The organism is Aquaspirillum soli, from assembly GCF_054781915.1.
The window spans coordinates 260064-274860 of record NZ_BAAGTM010000002.1 but is presented as its reverse complement, the minus strand read 5'-3'; the positions used below and the strand labels follow the sequence as shown (position 1 = coordinate 274860).

Below are 14797 nucleotides of genomic sequence, written 5' to 3'. Positions count from 1 at the left end.
CATTAAATTTATATCGAAAATGGATATTAAAAAAAGAAAATCATTAAGAAAACTGGCTGGCCTTGGCGCTGTATCAGCACTTTCTCCTTTATTAGCGATTCAATCTGTTTTGGCAAATCAGGCCGCTGTTATTCAAGGGATACGTACGCTACAAGGTGAGGTATGGATTAACGGACGCCTTGCCAAAGTCGGCGATGTGGTGCGCCGAACTGACCGTATCACCACAGGAAAACATGCCCATGTGGTCTATGTCATTGGTGAAGAAGCGTATTTACAGCGTGATCAATCCGAGGTGTTGTTTGGTGAATCGGCACAACAGTTTTTTCGGGTGGTAACAGGAAAGCTCTTGGCGGTATTTGGGCGCGGTGAAAAAACATTGCATACCCCTGTGGCAACCATGGGTATTCGTGGAACGGGGTGTTACTTTGAAGTTGAACCTGAACGAACCTATTTTTGTTTATGTTATGGCTGGACACACCTCCAACCCACGGCCAACCCACAACAAGCCATGCGCTATACGTCGTTTCATCATGACCGGCCGGTGTATATCTATCCCCGAGAACAGCAGCCAATTGAACCTGTCCCCGGGGGCGTATACAACCACACCGATGATGAGTTGTTGATGTTGGAGGCGCTGCAATATCGCAGCCTGCCTTTTGATATCAACTTATATTCAGAGGGGGGGTATTACTGAGCAATTAACCGAAACGCAGCGTGTCGCCTTGTTTCAAAAACTCAAGGTTCAATTCAGCACCTTGACTTAGCATAGCCGCCGGTGTGGTGGCAGCTTGTTGTTGGGCTTGGAGTTGTGCATGTAGGGTGACAAGTTGGCTCAGTTTTGCGATGTTTTGCATCGATAACAACTGGCAATAAACTAACGGCAAGGCACCGGCTTGACGGATATGAAACAGGGCTTCTGCTGGTAAGGCATTAAACGCTGCTTCATCAATACGGAATAGACCTTCTACCGTTTGATCGCCCTCAGCGGTTTTGACTGTCAAGGGCCACGGTACAATCAGTTGATACTGTTGAAGGACATCACACATCTGTCGAGTGGCGGCATCTGCACTTTTGACATGGCCAAGGAATGTCAGTAATTCACCGATCACTTGGCTTGGTTTGCCGGGTTCATCAAAGAAACGCTCACCACCTTCGGTAGTTAAATGATCGCCTGCTTCATCAATACACAACACTTGTTGACCATCGGCACTGTCTAGCAAGGCAAAGGGGTGGCCCCGATAGCGAGCAGGGATATAGTCACCTGCCCAACGACCATCAGGCAACACAAACAGATTTTGGTTAGGTTGAAATCCCTGTACGGCGACGACAGTAAAACGATCATTCACAGGCACTAAGGCAATGGCTAGGCTCAACACGGCCTTGGCCAGTTCTGGCGCTGTCAAGGGTGCAACTGCATCACCTGCAGCAAATAAGTAGTTGGAATAGCGTTTCCATTGTTGATGACCGTGACGTTCAAATGAAACCGGATGGTACTGCGGCATAGTCTGTATCCTTGTAGATGAATAGTAAATCAACTCCAGTCTAAAGACAGAAGCTTTATGGTCAGGAAAACCCGCCACATTCCGGACATTTACAAGGCCGGTTGCACAAACGGCAGTTTGTGCAATCCCCCGTTATTCGGCTTTGCCGCCATGCCACGAGAGGGATACGGGCGACGCACTGACGATAGCGCAATTCCTCCCCTGACTCAAGTCAGGGGTTTCCTTGCGGAGGTTCTATGAAGTTGGCAGATTCTGACAAAAAATGGTGGCCATGACCAGCGAACAGCCGCGACTTCACGAGATTTTTAAGCGAACATCTTTCTTTTGTCACAAAATCGCTTTACGATATGACAAATTGAATGGCTGCTATAACAAAAGCCATCAACTCAGAGGAGAGAGAACATGTCGGAAGCGATCATTGAATTGCCTGAATTGGCGCAAGCCCTTTCATCTTATATCAGCCAGCAGGCGGATACCCCCGAACCTGCGTTAGAAATCCAGCCTTATGTTTACACCTACCCTGATGCGGGGATCGGTGAGCATACCGCACAGGATCTGCGGACTTGGCTGTCAGTTGTCGCTTATGCCACACAGGTCAATGACAAAAATTCAAAAAATTAACTTTAGATTAAGATTTTTTTGTTGTTTTTGTTGTTTTTGTCTTTTATTGGATGTAATATCTTGTTCATTGGCGTTTTTGAAACGCTTTTCTGGTGAGTCAATACTGATGATGAGCTGGTTAAAACAGGGGGTTACGCCATGAACAAACACAAAGGCAATGTCATCCTACATCTCGTGCTAAAACATGCTCAATCTGATTTTGATGATCAAGAGCTAGTGGATGCCATATTCTTGATTGTTGGGGGAACGATGAATGTGACTTGTCCAAAATCATCTCCTGCTGTCCTTGAAACACATGTTCATGTGCGTCGCGTTGAACAGAACGTATTTGTGTGGTCTGATTTGACAAGATTGCAATGCGAAGTATTTCTTTTAAAGTTTGCAAAACTATTTATTTCAGTTGCTGCTGAAATAGGTGTTACATATGAAGCAAAGTTATTTGTCCCTAATCTCATTGATGAAAATGAGATTCTTGTAGTGAACAGAAAACGGTGTCAGCCACCGCTTTCCGGTCTAACAGTAGAAAAGCTGGGTGCTTATTCAAGCAAAAATATTTTCCGTGTAAAACAAGGTTTTTGACATCCTCTTTGTATGAGAGAAGCCTCCGGGTATAATCCCGGAGACGGGCTCGCTTATTCCTGCCGCATTTGTGGGAATAAGATCACATCGCGGATTGACGGTGCATCAGTTAACAACATCACCAAACGGTCAATACCGATACCACATCCCCCCGTCGGCGCCATGCCATATTCCAAAGCACGGATGTAATCTGCATCAAAGTGCATTGCTTCATCATCCCCCGCATCTTTTTGCTCAACTTGCTTCAAGAAGCGTTCGGCTTGGTCTTCTGGATCGTTCAACTCTGAATAGCCATTTGCCAACTCGCGTCCGACAACAAACAATTCAAAACGCTCGGTGATACCGGCACGTTGATCGCTGGCACGGGCTAAAGGTGACACTTCGGCTGGGTAGTCAATAATGAAAGTCGGCTGCCACAGTTGGCTTTCTGCACTTTCTTCAAACAACGCTAACTGTAAGCTACCGAGGCTGGTTGCGGGTGGTAATTTTCCACCTAAACGTTTGATTTCATTGCTCAACCATGCTGGATCATTGAGCTGTTCATCAGTGTATTGTGGATTGTAATGACGGATGGCTTCTAAAATGGTGAAACGGGCAAAAGGTTGGCCTAAATCGACTTCACGACCATTGTACTGCACCACGGTGGTGCCGCAGGCAGCAAGGGCGGCTTGGCGAATGATGGTTTCTGTGAGGGTCATCATCCGTTGATAGTCTGCATACGCCTCGTAGAATTCCATCATAGTGAATTCTGGATTGTGGCGAGTGCTCATCCCTTCATTGCGGAAGTTACGGTTAATTTCAAATACCCGCTCCAATCCCCCCACCACCAAACGTTTCAGATACAGTTCTGGGGCAATCCGCAGATAAAGCGGCATGTCTAAAGCATTGTGATGGGTGACAAACGGTTTTGCCGTCGCACCGCCGGGGATGGGATGCATCATCGGCGTTTCGACTTCTAAATAGCCTTCGCTTACCATCGTTTCCCGCACATTTTGGATGATTTTTGAGCGTTGAACGAAGGTTTTGCGGCTGTCTTCATTGACGATTAAATCCACATAGCGCTGACGATATTTCTGTTCTTGGTCGGTCAGGCCGTGGAATTTTTCTGGCAGGGGGCGTAACGACTTAGTCAATAAACGCAATTCACTGACGTTGACCGACAGCTCGCCTTTATTAGTTTTAAACAAGGTACCACGAGCAGCCAAAATATCGCCCATGTCCCAATGTTTGAATGCCGCGTGCACGTCAGCACCCACGCCTTGATCATTAATATAAAACTGGATCCGGCCAGACCCGTCTTGCACCGTGGCAAAACTGGCTTTTCCCATCACCCGCTTTAACATCATTCGCCCTGCTACGCTGACTGTGATGGCGAGTTGTTCTAATTCTTCCTTGCTCTTTTCGCCGTATTGGGCGGCTAAATCTGCGGCCAGATGTTCGCGTTTGAAATCATTTGGGAAAGCAATGCCTTGTTCGCGTAAGGCATGCAGTTTTTGCCGACGTTCAGCAATAATCTGGTTTTCATCAACAGCGATCTCGCTGGCGGGGGTATGTGCTGACATAAAAAATCCGTAATTTAAGTAGAGATTGCGTTAAGGGTTACACGCCTTGTTTCAGGCTCGCTTCAATGAAACCATCCAAGTCGCCGTCCATCACCGCCCTGACGTTACCGACTTCTACGTTGGTGCGTAAATCTTTCACCCGCGATTGATCAAACACGTAAGAACGAATTTGGTGTCCCCAACCCACATCGGTTTTGCTGTCTTCAAGCGCTTGTTTTTGTTCATTGCGTTTGCGTAATTCTAATTCGTATAAACGCGCTTTCAGCATCGACATCGCCTCAGCACGGTTTTTATGCTGTGAGCGGTCGTTTTGACATTGCACAACAATCCCTGTTGGGTTGTGCGTGATACGGATGGCGGAGTCGGTTTTGTTAATATGCTGACCACCGGCACCCGAGGCACGATAGGTATCAATCCGCAGATCGGCAGGGTTGATTTCAACCTCAATCGAATCATCGACTTCGGGATAAACAAACACACTGGCAAACGATGTTTGACGACGATTGTTGGAGTCGAATGGGCTATTACGCACTAAACGATGCACGCCAACTTCGGTACGCAGATAACCGTAGGCATATTCACCGCTGATTTTCAGGGTGGCGCTTTTAATGCCAGCCACTTCACCTTCAGATTCTTCGATCACTTCAGCAGTAAAACCTTTGCGCTCACAATAACGCAAATACATCCGCAATAACATCTGCGCCCAATCTTGGGCTTCGGTGCCGCCTGCGCCAGACTGAATATCTAAGAAGCAGTTGTTGGGATCCATCGGGTCGGAGAACATCCGGCGGAATTCTAATGTAGCCAACAGATTTTCAATTTCATCTAAATCGGCTTTGACTGCCAAGATCGTATCGGTATCTTCTTCTGCCTTTCCCATCTCTAACAGCTCGCCGCCGTCTTCTAGGGTTTGGCTGATGCGGTCGATCACAACGACGACATCTTCAAGTTGTTTTTTTTCACGACCCAATTCTTGCGCCCGTTTGGGGTCTTCCCAAATCGTGGGGTCTTCACTGAGGCGGCTGACTTCTTCTAGCCGTTCTTTTTTGGTGGGATAGTCAAAGATACCTCCGAATTTCGTCGTTACGGGCGGCGAGATCGGCAAGCTGGTTATCAATTTGGTTGAGAACTTCGGCTTCGAGCATGGTGGATCCTGAATGCAAAAATGGCTTCAAAAACCGCAAATTATAACCTTAGGCGCTGTGTATTTACACTAAAAGATGTGTCATGTCGCACTGTAATATGCTTTTTTGGAATGAAGCTGTAATGATTTGTTCGTTTTATGCCTATTGCAAACTGGCCTTGAAACGGTTAGCTTTAATGACACTGTTTGTTTTTCTGCCCCTAATCCTTTTTATTGAGGTGAACAATGCGTATTGAAACCTTAGCCGTGCATGGCGGTTATTCTCCCGATCCCACCACCAAAGCCGCCGCTGTGCCGTTGTATCAAACAGCCAGTTATGCGTTTGATAGCGCACAACATGGGGCAGACTTATTTGACTTGAAGGTACAGGGTAATATCTACACTCGTATCATGAACCCCACTACCGATGTGTTGGAAAAGCGCGTTGCGGCTTTAGAGGGCGGGATTGGTGCTTTGGCGTTGGCCTCTGGCATGGCAGCCATTTTGTATTCGATTCAAACCATTGCTGAGGCTGGTGACAACATTATTGCCACTTCAACGCTCTATGGTGGTACCTACAACCTGTTCGCACACACTTTGCCGCAATTAGGGATTGAAGTGCGATTTGTCGATTATCGCCAACCAGAACAAGTCGCCGATTTAGTTGACGCAAAAACCAAGGCAGTGTTTTGTGAGTCGATTGGTAACCCATTAGGCAATGTGGTCGATTTTGCTGCTTTTGCTGAGGTGGCACATCAAAACGGGTTGCCTTTGATTGTTGATAACACGGTGCCGAGTCCGTATTTGTGCCGTCCGTTTGAACATGGCGCTGATATTGTGGTGCATTCTTTAACCAAATATATGGGCGGTCATGGTACGACTATCGGCGGCATTATCGTTGATTCTGGTAAGTTCCCTTGGGGTGAGCACAAAGAACGCTTTGTTCGTCTTAACACACCAGATGTCAGTTATCACGGTGTGAATTATGTCGAGGCATTGGGGGCGGCTGCGTATATTGCGCGTGCGCGTGTTGTGCCGTTACGCAACATGGGCGCAGCCATTTCACCCTTTAACAGTTTTATGATTTTGCAAGGTATTGAAACCTTGCCATTGCGGATGGATCGTATCTGCGAAAACACCCAACAGCTTGCGAAGTTCTTGCTACAACATCCACAAGTGGCGTGGGTGGAATACGCTGGTCTGGAAGGTAGCCCGTCTAAGGCGTTGGTTGATCGCTATATGTCTGGTAAAGCCTCTGGTATTTTGTCTTTTGGTGTCAAGGGTGGCCGTGAAGCGGGGGCTGCTTTCTTGGATCGCTTACAACTGATCACCCGTTTGGTCAATATTGGTGATGCTAAGAGCTTGGCAACGCATCCGGCTTCTACCACCCATCGCCAACTCAACGATGAAGAGTTGAAAAAGGCCGGTGTGTCTGCTGATATGGTGCGCTTATCGATTGGCATTGAACATATTGAAGATTTGATTGCCGATGTCACACAGGCATTGGAACCTCAAGCATAAACATAGCGTCTTCCTCGCTGTGTGCTTGAATCTCACAGCGAGGAAGGATTTGCATTGTTTATGTCAGACCTAACGTTTTACCAACAACTCCCAACTTCTGATGATTTCAACCATGTATTGACTGGGTCTGCTTGGCGCGACTTGCCTGCGGACTGGTGGATTGTCATTGCTGATGTAGTCAATTCAACGGATGCAATCCAACGGGGCGCATATAAAGAGGTCAATACGGTTGGCGTAGCGTGTATTGCTGCGCTATCGAATCTTTTGCATGAACATAAATTAGATTTCCCCTATTTATTTGGTGGGGATGGTGCAACTTTTGCGATTCCTCCTTCATGGTACCCTCAAGCTGTTGCTGCTATTCGTGCAACCCAACAAATGGCCAAACAACGCTTTGGTCTGATGTTACGCGCTGGAGCGGTGCCGGTTGCGGTATTGTTAGAACAGGGTTATCGGGTACAGATCAGTAAATATCAGTTATCTACCGCTTTGCAACAAGCCGTATTTGCGGGCAATGGTTGGCAAGTGGCTGAACAATGGGTGAAGCAATCACACTCAGTGGTTCACACCATCACTCCCGAGGCTTTGCCTGTGACTGCCGATTTTTCTGGTTTTGAGTGTCGGTGGCAGACTGTCCCCAGTTTTCGTGGGGCGAAATTAGCGTTATTGGTGGCGGCAAATACCGATGATGAAAAGCAGCATGTCCAGATTTATCAGCAGGTGCTTGCCAAAATTGCCGAATTGTTTGGTGATGCTGAACAATCGCATCCTCTACGGCCAGAGGCCATGCAATTGAGCCTACAACCAACGGCACTGCAGTATGAAACCGCTGTGCGTACCTTTGATACAACTGTTGATACAACAGCAAACATGGCTGCTTACCGTCGTAAAATTTGGTGGATCAATGCGATTGGAAAAATTATTTTTGCTTGTGGCATTGATACCAAAGCTGTGGCGTGGAGTCGTTACCGGCAAGAATTAGTGCAACATACCGATTGCCGAAAATTTGATGGCATGTTGCGCATGGTATTGGATGGCTCTACACAACAAATTGCGGCCTTAGAACACTATCTACAGCAACAACAATCGTGTGGTTTGCTGCACTTTGGGATGCATGTTTCTAGTCAAGCGTTGGTGACCTGCGTCGTTCATGCACCGGGGCAACAACAACACATTCATTTTGTTGATGGGGCTGATGGCGGATATGCTTTGGCTGCACAACAGATGAAACAAACTTTGCGTTAATGACGCTCTAACTTCACCCGTCCCCCCCTTATCCTGCTTCCTGTTACAATCAGCGCTTAATTATCTGCCTGCACTGAATGTGTAATGGGGGTTGTATGTATTTTGTTGATCGTTCTGTTGCTGTTATCAAACCGAAACAACCGTTTCTCGATTGGTTAAATAATATGCCAGACAACGACATTGATTTGTCGTTAGATAATCTGCGCGCAGATTGCACGGTGTTGTTGATTCCAGAATACGACGAGCCGGAAGAAGGCGTTGCCTATATCGATGAGATTTTTGACCGAGTGTTCGAGATGGAGTTGTCGAGCTGGTATGAAGACAACACCGTTTGGCCGACCGATCGTTCCCTGAAAACCTTTTGGGAATGGTTTGATGTCGAATTTCACTCGATGTTAATTGATACATTAGACGAAGATCTGAGTAATACACCGGTCTAACGTTTTATCTTCCTGTTGGCTATGCGGCCTGAGCGACATTATCCCTTACGGCCCAGCCGCCAGCGGCGTTACGCGCTGTTAATCCTGATAGGGCTTAGCACACTGTTGTTGTCGCTGACCCTTGATGGGCTGTGGTGGTCTCTCCTGCCTTTGGTCTGGGGAGGCTATTGCTGGCGCGAGAACATGCCTGCTGTGGCGTTCATGCTGGAACCGGAGGGGCGTTTGTTGTTGCAAACAGCGGCAGGTAAATGGCTGCCGGTTGAATTAGATACGCAAACCCGAATTTGGCTTCCTTGGTTGATATTGAGCTGGTCGGGTGGGTGGTATGTGGTTTGGCCAGATAGTTGTCACCAAGAAGCTCAACGACAATTGCGTATTTGGTTGCGCTGGCATAGCGCCCTTGCTTCTTCCTCGATGGTAATAAAAAATTGACTGCTTCCACGCTTTTAACAGAACAGACCCCCTTAGCAACATGGTTATCACACTTAGAATCGCTGCATGGTCAAGCGATTGAGCTGGGTTTAGACCGAGTGCAACACGTCAAACAGCGTATGCAACTCAACCCAACGTGTCCGGTCTTTATTGTGGCAGGGACAAATGGTAAGGGCTCGATTTGTGCATTGCTATCAACGATGTTGCGGGCGGCAGGGTTTCGTGTCGGTACTTATACCTCGCCTCATCTATTGCGCTATAACGAGCGCGTCCGTATCGACATGGAAGAAGCCTCGGAGGCGGCAATTTGTGCGGGCTTAGCGGCCGTGGAGCAAGCCAGAGGCGATATTTCTCTGACTTATTTTGAATTTGGCACTTTAGCAGCCGTAGCGTGTTTTATGCAGGCTGAAGTGGATGTAATGGTGTTAGAGGTTGGGCTCGGTGGGCGTTTAGATGCGGTCAATGTTTTTGATGCCGACTGTGCCATTATTTCGAGCATCGACTTAGATCATCAAGATTGGTTAGGCGATACGCGAGAGCTGATTGGTCGTGAAAAAGCAGGGGTGTTTCGTCAGGCAAAACCAGTGGTCTGTGCCGATCCTGAACCACCCCAATCTTTGTTAGATCATGCCCACGCTTTAGCCTGTCCGCTAAAAGTCTTGGGGCGTGATTTTGGTGGCCAGCGTGGTGAGGGCCAACAATGGTTGTTTTGGTCGACTGAAAATCGCCGTGGCGGGCTACCTGTCCCAGCTTTACGAGGTAACTATCAAATCCATAATGCCAGCGCGGTCATCGCTGCCTTAGAACTGATGCACGATAAACTACCGGTGTCGATGGGGGCAATTCGGCGTGGTTTAGTCGAAGTCGAGTGGCCAGGGCGGTTTCAAGTGCTACCCGGACGGCCTGTTGTCGTATGGGATGTGGGACACAATCCACATGCCGCCCGAGGGTTGGCTACTAATCTCACTCAACTCAGTTTTGCACAACATCGTTATGCTGTTTTCTCAGTGTTGGCAGACAAAGACATTGATGGCGTCATTGCCCCGTTGAAAGACCAATTTGATACCTGGTTGATCGCACCCATTGATCATCCGCGTGCTCTACCTGTGACAGAAATTGCCGAGGCACTGCGAAATCATGGTATCAACGCGGTAGAAAGTTTACCTTCGGTTGCGGAAGCTTGGCAGTTGGCTTTATCGCGTGCCGATGAAAATGATAGAATCGTGGTTTTTGGGTCGTTCTTCACTGTGGCTGCCGCTGTCCAAGTGGGCCGGCCATAACAGACGCATTTCCTAAGTTTGCCGAAGGATGGGCATGAGCCGCGATAATCAAGCTGATTTGATCACGTTACGCAAACGTGCCCGCCGCCGCTTGGTGGGGGCGATTGCATTAACCGGTATCGCTGTCGGTGTTTTATGGAATGTGGTGGATAACGCCCCACCCAATGCCGATTTGCGTCCAGAATCAGTGGACGTGGTGGGGGCCGTTGTCGCACCTGCCACACCACCAGCGGCTGAATTGCCACAACCTAACGAGCCGGTTGAAGCCGCTGTCCCAACCCCTGTTTCACCCGCCGCAGTCCCTGTCACACCGCCGCCTTTGGTGATGCCAAGTGGCCCGATTGCGGTACCTAACTCGGCTCCACCGCCAAAACCCGAACCGAAACCAGCGCCGGTCGCTGAACCTAAGCCTGTTGAAAAACCGCCGGTTAAAGTTGAACCTGTGGTGAAAAAAACAGAAGAGAAGCCTAAACCAGTCGAAAAACCACCCGTAGTAGAGAAACCCAAACCTGTGGTTGAACCACCACCAAAAGTGGTTGAAAAACCGGTCGAAAAACCCAAGCGTGACCCTGCTGCCATTTTAGAAGGTCGTTTTGATGAGGCTGCAGCAGAGAAAAAACCTGCTGCTAAGGTGACCGACACTGAAGCTGGCGCGAATAAGAGTTATATCGTACAGATAGCCGCACTCTCTGATGCTGCTAAAGCCGATGAACTGCGGGCAAAATTGGCATCCGTTGGCGTACAGGCAAAAATTTCTCGAGTGGAAACCAGCAAAGGTGAAATCAGCCGTGTTCGTTTAGGGCCGTTTAACAACGAGCAAGACGCAAAAGCGGCTTTAGCAAAAGCAGCTCAAGTTGGAGTCAGTGGAATACTTATTCCACAGTAACAGCATGAATATTCTCGATTATCTTATCATCGCTGTTTTTGGTGGCTCGGCTTTGTTGGGGCTGTTGCGGGGGTTTACCCGCGAAGTTTTTTCCCTGTTTGCGTGGATTGTTGCTTTTATTGCCGCCCGCAGCTTAACCCCCGCTCTCGCCGATTGGTTGCCGGTAGGCGAGCCAGGCAGTTTGTTACGGCCAGTCTTAACCTTTGTGGCATTGATGGTTGTGGCCAGAATGGTGCTGGATATCTTTTCTCGTTTGGTGGCGGCACTCTTGCGAGGAATCGGTCTTGGTCCGCTTGATCGCCTACTCGGTCTGATTTTTGGCAGCATTCGCGGTGGTGCTTTTGTGCTGCTATTGGTATGGTTTGCGGGTCTAACCGATTTTCCACGTCAATTAGTGTGGCAAAAATCGTTGTTGATGGGGCCATTTGAAACGTTGGCCCAACATACCACAACCTGGTTGCCGGCTGTCTTGGCACAACAAATCAACTTTTCAGATTACTTTTTTGTGATTCCTGAACGGCCGGCTTGGATGCCTGCGCCGTCAGTATCGCCTAACCCTCGCCCTTCTCCTGCAACAAACTGAACGCGCTTAGCGCAGAGGCTTGAATAACTATGTGTGGCATTCTCGGTGTGGTCGGTCAATCGCCGGTCAATCAACTTTTGTATGACGGATTACAAATCTTGCAGCATCGCGGTCAAGATGCAGCAGGGATTGTAACGGCCAGCGGCAACAGTTTTCACATGCACAAAGGTAGCGGGATGGTGCGTGATGTGTTCCGCACGCGCAACATGCGCTCGTTATTTGGTCATGTGGGTATTGGCCATGTACGCTACCCGACAGCGGGGTCTGCCTCGAATCTGGCTGAAGCCCAGCCTTTCTACGTGAATTCGCCCTATGGCATTGTGTTGGCACACAACGGTAATTTGACCAATACCGATGAATTAAAAGAGGAAATGTTCCGGCAAGACCTCCGCCATATCAACACCAATTCCGATTCGGAAGTGTTGTTAAATGTCTTTGCCCATGAGCTGCAACGACATATTTATGGCCGAGAATTGTCGGAAGAAGCGGTGTTTCATGCGGTAGTGGAAGTCAATCGCCGTGTTAAAGGGGCTTATGCGGTGGTGGCGATTATCGCCGGCTTTGGCTTAGTGGCCTTCCGCGATCCAAATGGTATTCGGCCCTTGGTGTTGGGGATCAATCGTAACGGCCCGATTCCGGAATATATGTTGGCGTCTGAATCGGTGGCGCTTGATTGTTTAGGGTTTAAATTAGAACGAGATGTTGCCCCCGGTGAGGCAGTCGTGATTCGCTTTGATGGCACGATGACCAGCCGCATGTGTGCCGACCCTGCGCCTCATACACCGTGCATGTTTGAATATGTCTATTTTGCCCGCCCTGATTCGCTGATTGATGGCGCCAGTGTCTATCAAACCCGTTTGTTGATGGGTGAAAAACTGGGTGACAAAATCCGTCGTGAATATCCACAGCTGGCTGATATTGATGTGGTGATTCCGATTCCAGACACCAGCCTTCCTTCGGCATTACAACTCGCAAACCATCTTGGTTTACCTTTCCGCATGGGGTTTATTAAAAACCGCTATGTGGGCCGCACTTTCATTATGCCCGGGCAAGCCACTCGTAAAAAATCAGTACGCCAAAAATTAAACGCTATTGGTCACGAGTTTGCCGGTAAGAACGTGTTATTGGTTGATGACTCTATTGTGCGTGGCACAACCAGCCGTGAAATCGTACAGATGGCGCGTGATGCTGGAGCCAATAAAGTCTATTTTGCGTCTGCCGCACCGGCTGTTCGATTCCCCAATGTGTATGGGATTGATATGCCGACTCGGGCTGAATTATTGGCAACGGGTCGTACTGAGGAAGAAATTGCCCGCGAAATTGGCGCTGATGCCGTGGTGTATCAAGACCTCGACGCCTTGAAAGACGCGGTGCATGTGGCTAATCGCGACTTGGTTGATTTTGAAACGTCCTGTTTCGATGGTCGCTATATCACAGGTGATATTGATGAGGCCTATTTAAACCATGTCGAAAGTTTGCGCAGTGATGCCAGTGGACAACGTCACGACGCTAAGACGCAAGGCATGTTGGACATGAATTTAAATGTTGCTGAGCAGAACCTAATCTAACTAATTGTTTATATTGTAATTTATAAAAATCCCACCTAAAGCAAGGTGGGATTTTTTTTGCTAACCTTTATTTTGTTCAGTACAAAACTTTGACAAATTTCCAGTTTTCTCTATCCTTCTCTCTAACAAGGGAGAAAAAAGATGCGCATTGCTGTGATTGGAGCTGGGATTGCTGGTCTGTCTGCAGCATGGTTGCTGCGAAACCATCATCAGGTAACTTTATTCGAAGCTGAACACCGAGCCGGTGGGCACAGTCATACGGTAGATATTGAAGTCGAAGGTCAGCACTTAGCGGTTGATACTGGCTTCCTCGTTCATAATGATAGAACCTATCCTAACCTCATTGCTTTGTTTGAGCTGCTTGGCGTGAAAACGTATCCGAGCGAGATGAGTTTTAGTGTTCGAGCGGAAGCATCGGGTTTGGAATGGGCAGGCACAAATCTAAACACACTATTTGCTCAGCGCAGCAATCTGTTCTCCCCTTCTTTTTGGCGGATGTTGCGCGATATTTTGCGTTTACATCAACAAGCCCCGCAGCTGTTAGAACAAGCACGACAACAGCAATGGACGTTAGGAGAACTACTCCAAAACAGCGGCTTTAGTCGTGAAATGCAAGAGAACTACCTGTTGCCGATGGGCGCGGCGATTTGGTCGGCACCCGTAGCCAAGATGCGTGAGTTCCCTGCGGCCTCTTTCCTGAGCTTCTGTCAAAACCACGGTTTGTTACAGGTATCAGATCGACCGCAGTGGAAAACAGTCGTGGGTGGGTCACGAGTTTATGTGCAAAAAATGATTGCGCAATTAACCGACAAGAAAATTAAAAATCCAATCGAAAGAGTAATAAGACAAAACGGAAAAGTATTGCTGTTCCACGCTAATGGTAGAGAAACCTTCGATCAGGTGATTTTTGCTTGTCATACCGACCAAATTTTATCACTACTCGCTAATCCAACAACCGCTGAAGAATCTATCCTCTCGGCGATTTCCTACCAAAAAAACTATGCCGTTTTACATGCTGATGAAAGTTTCCTGCCACAGCAAAAACGCGCTTGGGCAGCATGGAATTACAGCGCTATGTCAGCTCAACATCAGCATGAACAAGATGCCGTGATGGTGACCTATCTACTCAATCGACTACAACCTCTGACCGTCAATACACCGATTATGGTGAGCCTTAACCCATACAAAACGCCAAAACATATTTTTGCTGAATTCCACTACGCCCATCCCGTCTTTACAACCGAGGCTATTGCTGCACAAAAACGCTTGAGCACTATCCAAGGCCAACAAAGTAGCTGGTTCTGTGGTGCGTGGGCAGGATATGGCTTTCATGAAGATGGTTTAAAAGCAGGTATGGCTGTCGCACAAAGCCTCGGGGCGACAATACCGTGGCGGCATCAAGTTCCACCGGCCCACACTGGCTGCATTATTAACGACTAAAAAAGGAAAACATAT

15 protein-coding genes are annotated in these 14797 nt (G+C 48.1%); 12 read left to right on the top strand and 3 right to left on the bottom strand.

Going from position 1 to position 14797, the window contains the following annotated elements:
* Nucleotides 1–19 precede the first annotated feature (19 nt).
* Nucleotides 20–694: a FecR family protein gene (locus ACYVJG_RS03295; protein ID WP_460429768.1), complete on the top strand. Its 675-nt coding sequence runs from the start codon at nt 20–22 to the stop codon at nt 692–694.
* 4 nt (nt 695–698) lie between these two features.
* On the opposite strand, the gene ACYVJG_RS03290 is transcribed toward ACYVJG_RS03295, so the two are convergent.
* On the bottom strand, nt 699–1502 hold the full coding sequence (locus tag ACYVJG_RS03290) for a SapC family protein (RefSeq protein WP_460429767.1): 804 nt from the start codon (nt 1500–1502) through the stop codon (nt 699–701).
* Nucleotides 1503–1904: 402 nt separating this feature from the next.
* Here ACYVJG_RS03290 and ACYVJG_RS03285 point away from each other — a divergent pair, with 402 nt between their 5' ends.
* Together ACYVJG_RS03285 and ACYVJG_RS03280 are read left to right on the top strand one after the other, a co-directional pair.
* On the top strand, nt 1905–2123 hold the full coding sequence (locus ACYVJG_RS03285; RefSeq protein ID WP_460429766.1) for a hypothetical protein: 219 nt from the start codon (nt 1905–1907) through the stop codon (nt 2121–2123).
* A 138-nt stretch (nt 2124–2261) separates the two neighbouring features.
* On the top strand, nt 2262–2702 hold the full coding sequence (locus tag ACYVJG_RS03280; protein WP_460429765.1) for a hypothetical protein: 441 nt from the start codon (nt 2262–2264) through the stop codon (nt 2700–2702).
* A gap of 53 nt (nt 2703–2755) precedes the next feature.
* Here the strand turns inward: ACYVJG_RS03280 and lysS are convergent, their stop codons facing one another.
* A complete protein-coding gene (lysS, locus tag ACYVJG_RS03275) occupies nt 2756–4264 on the bottom strand; it encodes a lysine--tRNA ligase (RefSeq protein WP_460429764.1) in 1509 nt (502 codons plus the stop codon).
* 37 nt (nt 4265–4301) lie between these two features.
* Nucleotides 4302–5409 (bottom strand): peptide chain release factor 2 gene (gene prfB / locus ACYVJG_RS03270; protein ID WP_460429763.1). Its coding sequence is split into 2 segments (ribosomal slippage): nt 4302–5324 and nt 5326–5409, totalling 1107 coding nucleotides; the frame shifts between segments, so codons are not numbered across the junction.
* Between the two features lie 224 nt (nt 5410–5633).
* Here prfB and ACYVJG_RS03265 point away from each other — a divergent pair.
* The 9 genes from ACYVJG_RS03265 to ACYVJG_RS03225 all read left to right on the top strand — a co-directional run bounded on the left by ACYVJG_RS03265 (nt 5634) and on the right by ACYVJG_RS03225 (nt 14782).
* Nucleotides 5634–6908, top strand: a complete 1275-nt coding sequence (locus ACYVJG_RS03265) for an O-acetylhomoserine aminocarboxypropyltransferase/cysteine synthase family protein (RefSeq protein ID WP_460429762.1) — start codon at nt 5634–5636, stop codon at nt 6906–6908.
* 60 nt (nt 6909–6968) lie between these two features.
* The gene (locus tag ACYVJG_RS03260) at nt 6969–8153 is read left to right on the top strand and encodes a DUF3095 domain-containing protein (protein WP_460429761.1); all 1185 of its coding nucleotides are present in this window, start codon (nt 6969–6971) and stop codon (nt 8151–8153) included.
* A gap of 95 nt (nt 8154–8248) precedes the next feature.
* Nucleotides 8249–8593 carry a hypothetical protein gene (locus ACYVJG_RS03255; RefSeq protein WP_460429760.1) on the top strand — a complete coding sequence of 115 codons (345 nt, stop codon included), beginning with the start codon at nt 8249–8251 and terminating at the stop codon, nt 8591–8593.
* A gap of 21 nt (nt 8594–8614) precedes the next feature.
* A complete protein-coding gene (locus tag ACYVJG_RS03250) occupies nt 8615–9025 on the top strand; it encodes a hypothetical protein (RefSeq protein WP_460429759.1) in 411 nt (136 codons plus the stop codon).
* Nucleotides 9022–10305, top strand: a complete 1284-nt coding sequence (gene folC / locus ACYVJG_RS03245) for a bifunctional tetrahydrofolate synthase/dihydrofolate synthase (RefSeq protein ID WP_460429758.1) — start codon at nt 9022–9024, stop codon at nt 10303–10305. The genes ACYVJG_RS03250 and folC overlap by 4 nt, the downstream gene beginning before the upstream one ends.
* 34 nt (nt 10306–10339) lie before the next feature.
* Nucleotides 10340–11191 (top strand): SPOR domain-containing protein, encoded by an 852-nt coding sequence (locus ACYVJG_RS03240; RefSeq protein WP_460429757.1) that lies wholly within the window; start codon nt 10340–10342, stop codon nt 11189–11191.
* A gap of 4 nt (nt 11192–11195) precedes the next feature.
* Nucleotides 11196–11774: a CvpA family protein gene (locus ACYVJG_RS03235; protein ID WP_460429756.1), complete on the top strand. Its 579-nt coding sequence runs from the start codon at nt 11196–11198 to the stop codon at nt 11772–11774.
* Between the two features lie 29 nt (nt 11775–11803).
* Entirely contained in the window at nt 11804–13342 is a 1539-nt protein-coding gene (gene purF / locus ACYVJG_RS03230; RefSeq protein ID WP_460429755.1) for an amidophosphoribosyltransferase, read from the top strand.
* Between the two features lie 141 nt (nt 13343–13483).
* Nucleotides 13484–14782 (top strand): NAD(P)/FAD-dependent oxidoreductase, encoded by a 1299-nt coding sequence (locus ACYVJG_RS03225; protein WP_460429754.1) that lies wholly within the window; start codon nt 13484–13486, stop codon nt 14780–14782.
* The last annotated feature ends 15 nt before the right edge of the window (nt 14783–14797 follow it).